The sequence below is a fragment of the Streptomyces sp. NPDC026377 genome (assembly GCF_055567715.1).
Window position 1 is genome coordinate 141752 of sequence record NZ_JBVHPV010000014.1, and the last position, 13295, is coordinate 155046.

Annotated in this window: 13 protein-coding genes; 9 read left to right on the forward strand and 4 right to left on the reverse strand. The window is 73.4% G+C overall.

Translation table 11 applies throughout. The features are described from left to right. The first annotated feature begins 1 nt into the window (after position 1). The 5 genes from ACZ4MU_RS26350 to ACZ4MU_RS26370 all read left to right on the forward strand — a co-directional run bounded on the left by ACZ4MU_RS26350 (position 2) and on the right by ACZ4MU_RS26370 (position 5404). Complete coding sequence (locus ACZ4MU_RS26350; protein ID WP_467881292.1) at positions 2-1291, forward strand: hypothetical protein; 1290 nt, start codon at positions 2-4, stop codon at positions 1289-1291. Next, the gene (locus ACZ4MU_RS26355; protein WP_467881294.1) at positions 1288-2235 is read left to right on the forward strand and encodes a glycosyltransferase family 2 protein; all 948 of its coding nucleotides are present in this window, start codon (positions 1288-1290) and stop codon (positions 2233-2235) included. Before ACZ4MU_RS26350 ends, ACZ4MU_RS26355 begins: the two co-directional genes overlap by 4 nt. Continuing rightward, entirely contained in the window at positions 2232-3479 is a 1248-nt protein-coding gene (locus tag ACZ4MU_RS26360) for a polysaccharide pyruvyl transferase family protein (RefSeq protein ID WP_467881297.1), read from the forward strand. The genes ACZ4MU_RS26355 and ACZ4MU_RS26360 overlap by 4 nt, the downstream gene beginning before the upstream one ends. Next, positions 3476-4027: a dTDP-4-dehydrorhamnose 3,5-epimerase gene (gene rfbC, locus ACZ4MU_RS26365; protein ID WP_467881300.1), complete on the forward strand. Its 552-nt coding sequence runs from the start codon at positions 3476-3478 to the stop codon at positions 4025-4027. Before ACZ4MU_RS26360 ends, rfbC begins: the two co-directional genes overlap by 4 nt. An 84-nt stretch (positions 4028-4111) precedes the next feature. Further along, positions 4112-5404 (forward strand): glutamate-1-semialdehyde 2,1-aminomutase, encoded by a 1293-nt coding sequence (locus tag ACZ4MU_RS26370; protein ID WP_467881400.1) that lies wholly within the window; start codon positions 4112-4114, stop codon positions 5402-5404. A 7-nt stretch (positions 5405-5411) separates the two neighbouring features. On the opposite strand, the gene ACZ4MU_RS26375 is transcribed toward ACZ4MU_RS26370, so the two are convergent. After that, positions 5412-6086 (reverse strand): phosphatase PAP2 family protein, encoded by a 675-nt coding sequence (locus tag ACZ4MU_RS26375; protein ID WP_467881303.1) that lies wholly within the window; start codon positions 6084-6086, stop codon positions 5412-5414. Positions 6087-6256: 170 nt separating this feature from the next. Then, positions 6257-7222, reverse strand: a complete 966-nt coding sequence (locus ACZ4MU_RS26380) for a pirin family protein (protein ID WP_467881305.1) — start codon at positions 7220-7222, stop codon at positions 6257-6259. Positions 7223-7374: 152 nt separating this feature from the next. Between ACZ4MU_RS26380 and ACZ4MU_RS26385 the strand changes: the two genes are divergently transcribed. The 3 genes from ACZ4MU_RS26385 (at position 7375) to ACZ4MU_RS26395 (ending at position 10079) form a co-directional block, all read left to right on the forward strand. Beyond that, positions 7375-7725, forward strand: coding sequence for a tetratricopeptide repeat protein (locus ACZ4MU_RS26385; protein ID WP_467881308.1), 351 nt, complete (start codon positions 7375-7377; stop codon positions 7723-7725). 85 nt (positions 7726-7810) lie between these two features. After that, positions 7811-8893, forward strand: coding sequence for a magnesium/cobalt transporter CorA (gene corA / locus ACZ4MU_RS26390; RefSeq protein WP_467881311.1), 1083 nt, complete (start codon positions 7811-7813; stop codon positions 8891-8893). Between the two features lie 136 nt (positions 8894-9029). Continuing rightward, the gene (locus ACZ4MU_RS26395) at positions 9030-10079 is read left to right on the forward strand and encodes a M4 family metallopeptidase (RefSeq protein WP_467881314.1); all 1050 of its coding nucleotides are present in this window, start codon (positions 9030-9032) and stop codon (positions 10077-10079) included. 139 nt (positions 10080-10218) lie between these two features. Here the strand turns inward: ACZ4MU_RS26395 and ACZ4MU_RS26400 are convergent, their stop codons facing one another. Beyond that, complete coding sequence (locus ACZ4MU_RS26400) at positions 10219-10692, reverse strand: GNAT family N-acetyltransferase (protein ID WP_467881317.1); 474 nt, start codon at positions 10690-10692, stop codon at positions 10219-10221. A 202-nt stretch (positions 10693-10894) separates the two neighbouring features. Here ACZ4MU_RS26400 and ACZ4MU_RS26405 point away from each other — a divergent pair, with 202 nt between their 5' ends. Further along, entirely contained in the window at positions 10895-11755 is an 861-nt protein-coding gene (locus ACZ4MU_RS26405) for a nuclease (protein WP_467881402.1), read from the forward strand. 21 nt (positions 11756-11776) lie between these two features. On the opposite strand, the gene ACZ4MU_RS26410 is transcribed toward ACZ4MU_RS26405, so the two are convergent. Next, positions 11777-13210, reverse strand: a complete 1434-nt coding sequence (locus tag ACZ4MU_RS26410; RefSeq protein WP_467881320.1) for a dihydrolipoyl dehydrogenase family protein — start codon at positions 13208-13210, stop codon at positions 11777-11779. Positions 13211-13295: the final 85 nt, after the last annotated feature.

The window sequence follows — 13295 nt, forward strand, 5'->3', positions numbered from 1 at the left end:
AATGACCACCGAGGGGGAGAAGGCGGCGGCACCGGCCGGATCCGCCCGGCGGGCCCTGGTCGGCCGGCTGTCCTGGGGCCTGGCCGACCAGGCGGCCTCCAGCGTGAGCAACTTCGCGGTGGGGGTCTATGTGGCGCGCTCGCTGGGGGTGACCGCGTTCGGTGTGTTCAGCCTGGCGTGGGTGACCTACGGCGTGGTGCTCAACGTCTCCCGCGGCCTGGCCACCGACCCGCTCGTGGTGCGCTTCAGCGGGGTTCCGGAGACCTCCTGGCGCGGTGCGGTGGCCCATTCCTCGGGTACCGCGCTCGGTGTCGGCGCGGTCCTGGGCGCGGTGTGCGTGGTGGTCGGTCTCGCCCTCGGCGCCCGGGTGGGCCCCGCGTTCGCCTGTCTCGGCGTGATGCTGCCGGGGCTGCTGCTCCAGGACGCCTGGCGGTACTCGTTCTTCGCCGCGGGCACCGGGCACAAGGCGTTCGCCAACGACGTCGTGTGGGGCGTCGCGCTCGTCCCGGCCATGGTCGTGGCGGCCCACCGGGGCACCGTGGCCGCGTTCGTCCTCGCCTGGGGCGCGTCCGCCACGGTCGCGGCGGCGTACGGCTGCGTCCAGTCCGGCATCCGGCCCCGGACAACCGAGGCTCGCGGGTGGCTGCGCGAACAGCGCGACCTCGGCTACCGCTACCTGGTCGAGAACGTCAGCCTCAGCGGCGCCAACCAGCTGCGGGCGTACGGGCTCGGCGCGATCGTCGGGGTCGGCGCGGTGGGCGCGCTCCGGGGCGCGGAGCTGCTGCTCGGCCCGTTCCTCGCGGTGCTGATGGGCCTGTCGCTGGTCACCGTCGCGGAGGCGGCGCGGGTGCTGCGGCGGGCCCCGCACCGGCTCGGCACGTTCTGTCTGCTGCTGGGCGGCGGGCAGGCCGTTGCCGCGCTGCTGTGGGGCGGGGCGCTGCTGCTGATGCCGGACCGGCTCGGCGCGCTCGTCCTGGGCGACGTCTGGCACTCCGCCTCCCAGCTCATCGTGCCGGTCACCCTCGGCGTCGCGGGCGCCGGCCTCGGCACGGGCGCCGCGGCCGGGCTGCGCGCGCTCGCCGCCGCCCGGCGCAGCCTGCGCTGCCAGCTGTTCGCCTCCGCCTGCTACGTGGGCGGCGGCCTCGGCGGGGCGGCGGCGGCCGGCACGGTCGGCTCGGCCTGGGGCGTCGCGGCCGCGACCGGATGCAGCTCCGCCGTGTGGTGGCTCCAGCTGCGGTCCGCCCTGCGCGAGCACCTTCACCACCCCATCCCCGAAGTGAGGACCTCATGACCGACCGTCCCCGGCTGAGCATCGGCCTGCCCGTGTACAACGGCGAGGAGTACCTGGCCGAGTCGTTCGACGCGCTGCTGGGCCAGAGTTACGAGGACTTCGAGCTGATCGTCTCCGACAACGCATCGACCGACGGGACCGAGGACATCTGCCGCCGGTACGCGGCGAAGGACTCGCGCATCCGGTACCTGCGGCTGCCCCGCAACATCGGCGCGACGCCGAACCACAACCGGGTGTTCGCCCTGTCCCGAGGCGAACTGTTCAAGTGGGCCTCGCACGACGACCTGTACGCCCGGGACCTGCTGACGCGCTGCGTCGAGGCACTGGACGAGCGGCCCGGGACGATCCTCGCGCACACCGGTCAGGCGGTCATCGACGGAGACGGGCAGGTGCGGGTCCCGTACGAGTACACCCTGGCCACCGATTCGCCGTCTGCGCCCGAGCGCTTCCGCAGCCTGCTGTTCGAGCCCGGGGGCGACGACTTTTACGGGGTGCTGCGGGCCGACGTGCTGCGCCGGGTGAAGCCGCTCGACAGCTACCACCACGCGGACCGCACGTTCGTCGCCGAGATCGCCCTGCACGGGCCCTTCCACCAGGTGCCGGAGCTGCTGTACTTCCGCCGCGACCACCCCGCCCGCGCCGAACGCGCCAACCCCACCAAGCGGGCCCGCTGCGTCAACCTCGACCCGCGCCGGGCGGGCCCGCTGCACCCGACGCCCCGGCTGCTCGCCGAGTACGTCGCCGGTTTCGTCGCGGCGGTCCGGCGGGCCCCGCTGTCCTCGGCCGACCGGCGTACCTGCTACCGCCATCTGGCCGCGTGGATGGCCAGCCGGGCCCGGCCGGGCGCCGGAGAGCGGGTGGAGGACCGCGCGCCCGTCGATGCGGACCTGCTCGGCGTCCGGGTGGACGCCCTGGTCGCGGGCCGTGAGGGGAGGAGGACGTGAGCACCGTCCGGATCGGGGTGTTCGGCCTGCTCGGCTCCGGCAACCTCGGCAACGACGGGTCGCTGGAGGCCCTGCTCGGATATCTGCGCGCCGAGCACCCGGAGGCGGCCGTGGACGCGCTCTGCGGCGGACCCGGGGCCGTCACGGCCCGGTACCGGATCCCCGCGACGCGGCTGCACTGGTACCGCGGGGAGTACCGGACCGCGTCCCGCGCGGGCGCGATCGCGGGCAAGGGCCTCGGCAAGATGGTCGACGTCTTCCGCACCGCCGCCTGGGTGCGCCGGCACGACGTGGTGATCGTGCCGGGCATGGGCGTCCTGGAGGCCACGCTGCCGCTGCGGCCGTGGGGCTTTCCGTACTCGCTGTTCCTGCTCTGCGCGAGCGGCCGGCTGCTGGGCACCCGGGTCGCGCTGGTCGGTGTGGGAGCCTCCCCGATCGGCAGCCGGGCGACCCGGACGCTGGTGCGCTGGTCGGCGCGGCTGGCCGCGTACCGCTCGTACCGGGACGCCCCGTCCCGGGAAGCGATGCGTGCGATGGGCGTGGACACCACACGGGACCAGGTCTACCCGGACCTCGCGTTCGCCCTGCCCGCGCCGCCGCCGAGTGCGGCCCCGGGCCCGCCGGGCACGGTCTGCGTCGGTGTGATGGCCTTCCACGGCGGCGACGACGACCGCGCCCGGGCCGAGGAGATCCACCGGCGCTACCTCGACGGGGTCACCGGATTCGTCCGCGCCCTGGTGGACGACGGCAGACCGGTGCGGCTGCTCACCGGCGACGAGGTCGACCGGCCGGTGGTCGCGGCGATCCTCGACGCGGTGGACTCACCGCTGGTCACCGTCGCCGAGACGGCCTCGCTGGCCGATCTGATGAGGGAGGCGGCGGCCGCCGACACCGTGGTGGCGACCCGCTACCACAACCTGATCTGCGCGCTGAAGGCCGGCACACCGACGCTGGCCCTCAGCTACGCGACGAAGAGCGAGGCGCTCATGGCCGGGATGGGTCTGGGCCGGTACTGCCACCCGGCCCGCGAGGTCGACCCGGACCGGCTGATCGAGCAGTTCCGGGAGGTGGAGAAGGGCTCGGCGGAGTTGCGCCGCACCCTCGCCGAACGGAACCGCGCCGCATCCCGGCAACTCCTGGGCCAGTTCGGCGAGTTGACCGCTGTCCTGTTCCCGACGCCCGGCCACGACCATGACCACGAGCGCGCCCGCGCCCGCGCCCGCGCCCGCCAGGAGGCTCCATGAAAGTGACCGAAGTCCCGCGGATCGCGGGCGCGTTCCTCTTCGAACCGGCGCCGCACGCCGACGAGCGCGGTTTCTTCTGCCGTACCTTCGACGCCGACGTGGTCCGCTCGGTGGGCATCGACCCGGACGCCTTCGTCCAGGACAGCCTCTCCCGCTCGGTCCGGGGTGTGCTGCGCGGACTGCACCTGCGCCGCGGCGCCGGCGAGGCCAAGCTGGTGCGGTGTTCGTACGGGCGGATCTTCGACGTCGTCGTGGACCTGCGGCCGGATTCGCCGACCTACCGCAACCGGGCCTCCTTCGAGCTGTCGGGCGAGACCCAGGCGACCCTGTACGTCCCGGCGGGGTGTGCGCACGGTTTCCAGGCGCTCACCGAGACCGCCGACACCTCGTACCGGATCGACCGCCCGCATGATCCGGCCGAAGACGTGACGATCGCCTTCGACGACCCGGAACTTGCGATTGACTGGCCACTGCCGCCCACGTCGGTGTCGCAGCGGGACCGGGCGGCGCCGAGCCTGGCGGAGGTCCTGAAATCCATCGAGAGGTGAGGTCGGTTGGACACCCAAGGCACCGAGAACACCGGGGAGCCGCGTCTGCCGCGCTCAAGGCGGGCGAACGAGCGGCTGCACGCGATGGTCCCCGGCGGCGCGCACACCTACGCCAAGGGCGACGACCAGTACCCCGAGAACCTGGCGCCGGTCATCAGCCACGGCCGGGGCGCCCATGTGTGGGACATCGACGGCAACCGCTACATCGAGTACGGCTCCGGCCTGCGCTCGGTCAGCCTCGGCCACGCCCATCCCCGGGTGATCGAGGCGGTACGGCGGGAACTCGACCGGGGCAGCAACTTCGTCCGGCCGTCCATCGTGGAGGTCGAGGCCGCCGAGCGCTTCCTGGCCACCGTGCCCACCGCCGAGATGGTGAAGTTCGCCAAGAACGGCTCCGACGCCACCACCGCGGCGGTGCGCCTGGCCCGCGCCGCGACGGGGCGTTCGCGGGTGGCGCTCTGCTCCGACCATCCGTTCTTCTCCGTCGACGACTGGTTCATCGGCACCACACCGATGTCCGCGGGTGTTCCGGCGGAGACCACCGGTCTCACCGTCGGATTCCCCTACGGAGACCTGGCGGCCACGGAGGAGTTGCTCAGCCGGTACGAGGGCGAGGTCGCCTGCCTCGTCCTCGAACCCGCCACCCACACCGGCCCCTCCCCTCTTCCGGGCGGCCACGACCCCACCGCCGCGTACCTGGCGGGGCTGCGCGAGCTGGCCGACCGGCACGGCTGCGTCCTGGTCTTCGATGAGATGATCACCGGTTTCCGCTGGTCCGAGGCGGGCGCCCAGGGCCTGTACGGCGTCGTCCCCGACCTCTCCACGTTCGGCAAGGCGCTGGGCAACGGGTTCGCCGTCTCCGCGCTGGCCGGGCGCCGTGACCTGATGGAGCGGGGCGGGCTGCGGCACTCCGGCGAGCGGGTGTTCCTGCTGTCGACCACGCACGGGGCGGAGACGCACTCCCTGGCGGCCGCGATGGCCGTGCAGACCACCTACACCGAGGAGGGCGTCACGGCGCGGCTGCACGCCCTCGGCGAGCGGCTGGCCGCGGGCGTCCGCGACGCCGCGGCCGGCGCGGGCGTCGGCGACCACGTCGTCGTCCGGGGCCGGGCCAGCAACCTGGTCTTCGCCACCCTGGACGAGAACCGGCAGCCGTCGCAGCGGTACCGCACCCTGTTCCTGCGCCGGCTCCTGGCGGGCGGGGTGCTGGCCCCGTCGTTCGTGGTGAGCAGCGCCCTCGACGAGGCCGACATCGACCGTACCGTCGACGTGGTGGCGCAGGCGTGCGCGGTGTACCGCAAGGCACTGGACGCGGCGGACCCGGATCCCTGGCTGGCGGGACGGCCGGTGAAGCCGGTGTTCCGCCGCCTGGCCTGACGGCCCGTCAATCGACCTTCTCCCGGTCGCTGTCGGTTCTCCGGCCGGCCGCGCGGTCCACCAGCCACGCGGTCGCCGGTACCACCGCCAGCGCGATGCACCAGCCGCCGAGGACATCGGTCGGGTAGTGCGCGCCGAGGGCGACCTGCGCCCACCCCATCACGGCGCCCGCGACCAGCGCCGCGGCCAGCACGAGGGACGTACCGGCCGCCCTGCCGAGGCCCGCACGGCCGGTCGCGGGCAGCGCCACCGCGAGGGCGAGCGCGGTCGCGAAGGCGGTGTGTCCGCTGGGGTAGGAGAGGTTGCCGGCGCCGTGGATGGTGCGTCCCGCCAAGTGCTTGAGGAGCGTCGCCGCTCCCACGGTCATACCCGCGCCCGCGACGGTGAGGACCGCCGCGCGGGGGCGCCGCAGCAGCAGGCAGCCCATGACGAGGGCCGCCACCAGCAGGGCCGAACCGGTGGGCTCTCCCAAAAAGTCCAGGGCCAGAGCGGCTCGCCGCCACGGCGGCCGGACGCTGTCCGCCGTCGGCGCGACGAGCCACCGGTCCACCCGGCCGGGCTCGCCGTGGCCCGCGTACCGGATCCCGAGCGCGACGACCACCAGCGCGGCGAGGGCCGCGATCAGCGCGAACCGCGCGCGCAGCGCCGGAGGCAGCGCCTCGGGCGCCGTCCGGCCGGTCACTCCCCGCCACCTGCCGCCGTCAAGGTCCCCCACCCCCCGAGAAGTGCCCGGTACCGCCCGCGGCGGCCTCGCGGGCAGTCTCCCCCGCCGGCGCCCCGGCCGACAACGCGTTCAGCCGAACTGCCGCCGGAGGGACGGGTGTTGAGCCCCTGCCGGACGTCCGGCAGGGCTCAGCGCACCCGTCCCCGGGGCTTGAGCGGCACCGGCGGGAGCTCCGGCGCCGGGAGCGGGGCGCCGTCGTAGCCCTTGACCGTCCCGAAGCGGCTGCCGTCCATCCACTGGGCACGCGCCTGCGCGATGTCCTCGGACGTGCGGCCGATGAAGTTCCACCACATCACGATCTCCTCCTCGAACGGCTCGCCCCCCAGGAGCATCACAGACGCGTCGGAGAGGGCGTGCAGCGGGAGTTCGGCGCGGCCGCAGCCGAGGTAGAGCATCGAGCCGGGTACCACCGGGACGCCGTCCACCCGGGCTTCGCCGGACATGGACAGGACCGCGTACTCGAAGTCGGGGTCCAGCGGCAGACGCGCCCGCGCGCCCGCCGCGAGGGACAGGTCGGCGCCGACCAGCGGCGAGTAGACCGTGCCCGGTGACGCCGCGCCGTCGAGCTCGCCGAGGATCACGGTGGCCCTCAGGCCCGGGGCGGTGACCGTGGGCAGGTCCGCGTGGTGCTGGAAGTGGGGTTCGGTGTGGCGGTGGGCCTCGGGCAGGGCGACCCAGAGCTGGGCGCCGTGCAGGAGGCGGGCGTGCTCGCGGGGGCTCTCCTCGGAGTGGCTGATCGCGCGCCCGGAGGTCATCAGGCCGAGTTCGCGGGGGCGGACGGTCTGGAGGCTGCCCAGGCTGTCGCGGTGCAGCACCTCTCCCTCGTGCAGCCAGCTCACCGTCTGCAGCCCCATGTGCGGGTGCGGCGGCACCTGCATACCGGGCTCGTCGGCGATGTCGTCCGGGCCGTAGTGGTCGACGAACGCCCAGGCGCCCACCATGCGGCGGCCGAGGTTCGGCAGCAGTCGGCGGACCTCGGTGGACTCGCCGAGCCTGACGGTGCGCGGTGACAGCAGCTCGCGCACCGGTTCGGCGACGACGAAGCCGCGCCCGCCGCACACGGAGGGCGTGGGCTGACGATCGAGATTGCTCATGCCGGTCAACCTATTCCTGTCGGGGTACCCGGGGGCAGCCTCCCACGCACGGGAGGACCATGGGTGGTGGAATTTTCAACCATAAAGGGGCGTTGCCGCCGTCGTACCAGCAGGACCGGGCTCCGCCCCGGGCAGCCCAGGAAGGACGCATCGTGGCCGGCAGCTACTACGAGTTCGGGACCACCGCCGAGCGCTGGGACCGCGCCCACCAGTTCTTCGAGGCCAAGGAGTACGTCACGGCCGCCGGCATCCTGACCGGCATCGTCGACGAGGTGCCCGAGCAGGTCGCCCCCCGGCTGCTGCTCGCCCGCGCCTACTACCACTCCGCCCAGCTGAAGAAGGCGGAGACGCAGCTGCGTGCCGTCCTGGAGCGCGACCCGGTCGAGCGGTACGCGACGCTCATGCTCGGCCGCACCCTGGAGCGCCAGGGCCGGACCGGGGACGCGGCCCGCTATCTGCGGCTGGCCGCCGCCTTCGACGGGGACGTCGCCGCACAGCCGTGACCTGCGCGCTCGGCGTGATGGCCGGTCCCTCAGCCGTGCATGGCACACTGGCCGCCGATCCGCCGAAGGAGTGCCAGCCGTGCCCATGATCCGCAACCTCCGCAGGGCGGTCCGCCGTGCCTACCGCCGCACGGTGGACCTCAGCCACCCGGCCCGCTCGCCGCTCGGCAGCGCCGTGGTGAACTGCGTGGTCTACCGCGACGGGGTGCGCCAGCCGGGCGACTGCCCGGTGGAGGAGGCCGTACGGCGGGTGCGCAGGGACGGGGAGGGGTTCGTGTGGGTGGGGCTGCACGAGCCGAGCGCCGAGGAGTTCGCCGGGATCGCCAAGCTCTTCGGGCTGCATCCGCTGGCCGTGGAGGACGCGGTCCGCGCCCATCAGCGCCCGCAGGTCCAGAGCTACGACGACGTGCTGTTCGCGGTCTTCAAGACCGTCTGCTACGTCGAGCACGAGGAGCTGACCGCGACCAGCGAGGTCGTCGAGACCGGTGAGCTGATGATGTTCACCGGGCCGGACTTCGTGGTCACCGTCCGGCACGGCAGGCACGGTTCGCTCGGTCCGCTGCGCGAGTCCCTGGAGAAGACCCCCGAGCAGCTCGCCCAGGGCCCGGCGGCGGTGCTGCACGCGATAGCGGACCACGTCGTCGACGACTACCTCGTGGTCATCGACGCCATGCAGGTGGACGTGGACGCGGTGGAGACCGCCGTGTTCAGCGAGAGCGCCGGGCGCGGCGACGCGGGCCGCATCTACCAGCTCAAGCGCGAACTGCTGGAGTTCAAGCGGGCGGTGACCCCGCTGTACCGCCCGCTGAAGGCGCTCGCCACCGAGCCGATGCCGCTCATCGGCCCGGACACCCAGCCGTACTTCCGTGACGTCTTCGACCATCTGGCCAGGGTGAACGAGCAGATCGGCTCGTTCGACGCGCTGCTCGACTCGATCCTCCAGGCCCATCTGGCGCAGGTGACGGTGGCGCAGAACGAGGACATGCGCAAGATCACGGCCTGGGCGGCGATCGTCGCCGTACCGACGATGGTCTGCGGGATCTACGGCATGAACTTCGACCACATGCCCGAGCTGCACTGGAAGTACGGCTATCCCCTCGCCCTGGCCGTGATGGCGGCGGCCTGCCTCGCCATCCACCGCGGCTTCCGCCGCAACGGCTGGCTCTGAGGCGGGAGACGGGCGGGGTTGACGGGAGCGCGTCGTCACGGTCCGTAGAAGCGGCCGTTCCGACTCCGCCACCTATTTTCAGCCAACTCGACTACAGGTATCACCGATGCGGTCACGCTGTGCCACATTGCTGGGCATGGAGACCAACACCGTGTTCTGCACGATCGTCCCGCCTCATGTCCTCGACAAGCTCGCACAGGCCGAGGACCCCACCACGTTCGAGCCAGCGCGCCGCACCCTGGAGCACGACGCGCTCCAGCGCACCCGGCGCCGGATCACCACTGTGCGTGGCATGGCCCCGCCCACGGGCACGCCGTCCGACAAGCCCGACCGCACGATCTACGACGCCGCGGCGCGCGAGACGCTGCCCGGTACCAAGGTGCACTCCGAGAGCGACACGCCGTCGCAGGACGCGACCGTCAACCGGGCGCACGCCGGACTCGGTGCCACTTTCGAGCTGTATCTCAAGGCGTACGGCCGGCACTCCATCGACGACTGCGGACTGCCGCTCGACGCGACCGTCCACTACGGCGAGAAGTACGACAACGCCTTCTGGAACGGCGAGCAGATGGTCTTCGGCGACGGGGACGGCGAGCTCTTCCTCGACTTCACCATCCCGGTCGACGTCATCGGCCACGAACTCACCCACGGCGTCACGCAGTACACGGCCAACCTGGAGTACTTCGGGCAGTCCGGCGCGCTCAACGAGTCGCTCTCCGATGTCTTCGGCTCGCTCATCAAGCAGTACGCGCTCGGCCAGTCCGCCGACCAGGCCGACTGGCTCATCGGCGCCGGGCTGCTCGGCCCGCGCATCCACGGCGAGGCCCTGCGCTCGATGAAGGCACCGGGCACCGCCTACGACGACCCGCAGCTCGGCAAGGACCCGCAGCCCGCCACGATGGAGGACTTCGTGCGCACCAGCCGGGACAACGGCGGGGTGCACATCAACTCGGGCATCCCCAACCACGCGTTCTACCTGGCGGCCACGGCGCTCGGCGGCTACGCCTGGGAGCGGGCCGGGAAGATCTGGTACGCCACGCTGACCGGCGGGGAGCTGGCGAGCGACGCCAAGTTCTCCGACTTCGGCCGCCTCACGGTCGCCACCGCCCGCGGCCTCTTCGGCGACGGCGACGAGCTCCAGGCCGTCACCAAGGCGTGGAGCCAGGTCGGAGTGCCGCTCGCCTGAAGGCACCACACCACGCGCGAGGGCGGCCCGGTCAGGACAGCGGGCTCCCTCGCGCACGGAAGGATCGTGCGGCACGACCGCACAGCCGCTCGGCGGCGCCTCGCGGCTCCCCGCCGTCACGCGGCTCCGCGGGCCCCGCTCACAGCGAGGAGACCGGGAACTCCAGCTCCGGCCGGTCCCACAGCACCGCGGGCGGGTTGGCGCGGGCCGTACCGGTCCTGAGCGCGCCCACGCTGCGGTAGAAGCCCTCGGCGGGCGGATGCGAGACGACCCGGACGCGGTCGAGGCCGGCGGCCCGGGCCCGGTCGGTCATGTGTGCGATGAGCCGGCGTCCGATGCCGAGTCCCTGGGCGTCGTCGGCGACGAACATCAGGTCCAGCTCGGACGGGGCGAGCAGGAGGGCGTAGAAGCCGAGCAGCCGGTCGTCCGCGCCGACCGCCACGTACACCTCGTGCGTCTCGATGTAGTCCGGGCCCACCCGGTAGCCCGCGACCATCGCCGCGTACGGGCCCTCGTAGGCGCCCGAGGAACGTACGAGCCGGGTGAGCCGCTTGGCGTCGCGCGCCACCGCCCGCCGGATCGGGACGGCCTCGCCCGTAATGCGTGAGGTCATGGGGGGAGTATTACCGATGCGCAGGCGCGCGGGCGAACCGGGGGCGGTACGCGCAACGGCGTACCCAGCTGTACGCGCCGGAGCCCGGTGGACCGTAGTTATCGCGGCTTGTCGCGCCGGACGGGCGCGGGCGGAGCCCCGGCGGCGGATCCTGGGAGTACGCGGTGTGCGCGGTGTGCACACGGAGGAGGCCGTCGTGGGAATGCTCGTGATCGAAGGCGCGTACCGCATCACCGGTGCCCGCCCGGACGGCGACTCCGTCCGCTTCTACCCGGCCGACCCCGCCCACTGGGACCTGGTGCCCGGGCCGCACCGCGTCCGGCGCAACCGCTCCGGCGGTGCCCAGCTGCGCCTCGACGGCATCGACACCCTGGAGACGCACTACATCCCGGCGCACGGCCGCGAGCTGAGCCAGCCGCCGCCGCTGGCGGACGAGGCGGCGGGCGCGCTCACCACCTGGCTCGGCTTCCTCGGCGTCGAGCGCGACGCCCACGGCACGGTCACCGCCTCCGAGCCCGCCCAGGCTCCCGGTTTCCTCCTCACCCGGGGCGCCGACCTGCACGGACGCTGTGTGGCGCTGGCCGGCCGGGGACCCGCGCCCGGGCCCAGCGGGCGACAGCTCTTCGTGGACGCGGCGCTGCTGCGCCAGACCGCCAACTTCGCCCAGCTGGCGGACGGACTCGCGTATCCGACGTACTACACCAAGCTGTTCGTCGATCTGCGCGCGGCCATGACGGCGGCGGTCCTGCGGGCGCGCACGGCCGCGGCCGGGGTGTGGCCGGTGGACCTGACCGCGACCGGCGCGAAGATCGACGGGCTCGGGTCGCTCACCGGGACGGCGGTCGTGCTGCCCAAGCTGTTCCGGCGCCTGGCGGACTATCTGGTGCTGGGCGACGGCGACCCCTCGCTCGCCGGGTTCAAGGCCTTCCTCGACCAGCGCGCCGACCGCGTACTGATCGTCTCCAAGGGGCAGTTCACCACCTTGTCGACGGTCGTGGAGGTCGCCGACCAGACCGTCCGGATGACGGAGCTCCCGGAGAACCTGGTCTTCGAGGAGCGCTGACGGCCACCTCCACGCGCGCGGCTACCGGTCCCGGTAGGTCTCCAGGAGCCGCAGCCACACCTCACTGATCGTCGGGTACGCCGGGACCGCGTGCCACAGCCGTCCGATGGGGACCTCCGCGGCGATGGCGACGGTGGCCGCGTGGATGAGCTCGCCCACGCCGGGGCCGACGAAGGTGACGCCGAGCAGGACCTCGCGGTCCAGGTCCACGACCATCCGGGCGCGGCCCCGGTAGCCGTCCGCGTACAGGCCCGCGCCCGCGACCCCGCCGAGGTCGTAGTCGACGGCACGGACACGGTGTCCGGCCGCCTCCGCCTCGGCCAGCGTCAGACCCGCCGACGCGGCCTCGGGGTCGGTGAAGACGACCTGGGGGACGGCGGCGCGGTCGGCGGTGGCCGCGTGGGCGCCCCAGGGGTCGGTCTCCAGGAGGGGGACCTTGGCCGCGCGGGCGGCGATCGCGGCGCCCGCGATCCTCGCCTGGTACTTGCCCTGATGGGTCAGGAGCGCGCGGTGATTGACGTCGCCCACCGCGTACAGCCAGTCGCTGCCCGTCACCCGGCAGGAGTCGTCGACCGGCAGCCAGGAGCCCGGCTCCATGCCGATGGTGTCCAGGCCGATGTCGTCGGTGCGCGGGGCGCGGCCGGTGGCGAAGAGGATCTCGTCGGCCTCGATGCGCCCGCCGTCGTCCAGGACGACCGTGACGGGGCCGGTGCCGCCCTCGCGGACGACCTCGGAGACGTTGACCTGCGTACGGACGGAGGCGCCCGCCTCCTTCAGGGCCTCGGCGACCAGCTCGCCCGCGAACGGCTCCATCTTCGGCAGCAGTCCCTCGCCGCGCACCAGGACCGTCACCCGGGCGCCGAACGCCTGCCAGGCCGTCGCCATCTCCACGCCGACCACTCCCCCGCCGACGACCACCAGCCGCCCCGGCACCTGCTGGGCACTGGTGGCCTCGCGGCTGGTCCAGGGCCTGGCGTCGGCGATGCCGGGGAGGTCGGGCAGGAGGGCGCGGCTGCCGGTGCAGACGGCCACCGCGTGCCGGGCTGTCAGCACGTGGTGCTCGCCCTCGGGGCTGGTGACGCTGACCTTGCGGGTGCCGTAGAGGCGCCCGTGGCCGCGGTACAGGTGGGCGCCGATGCCCTCCAGCCACCGCACCTGCCCCTCGTCCTGCCAGTGCGAGGTGTACTCGTCGCGGTGGGCGAGCACGGCGGGCACGTCGAGCGGCCCCTCCACCCTCTCGCGCAGGCCCGGCACCTTGCGCGCGTCCGCTCGGGCGATCACCGGTCGCAGCAGGGCCTTGCTGGGCATGCACGCCCAGTACGAGCACTCGCCTCCGACCAGTTCGCTCTCCACCACGGCGGCGCTCAGCCCCGCCGCCCGCACCCGGTCGGCGACGTTCTCGCCCACCGGTCCCGCTCCCAGCACCACCACGTCGTATTCCAAAGCTTCGGTCATGGGCACAGTCTGGTGCGAGGAGTACCGGGGAGCCACAGGGGCAGGGGTGGGTCAGCGGGAAAATCCACGGAATACCACGACGGCG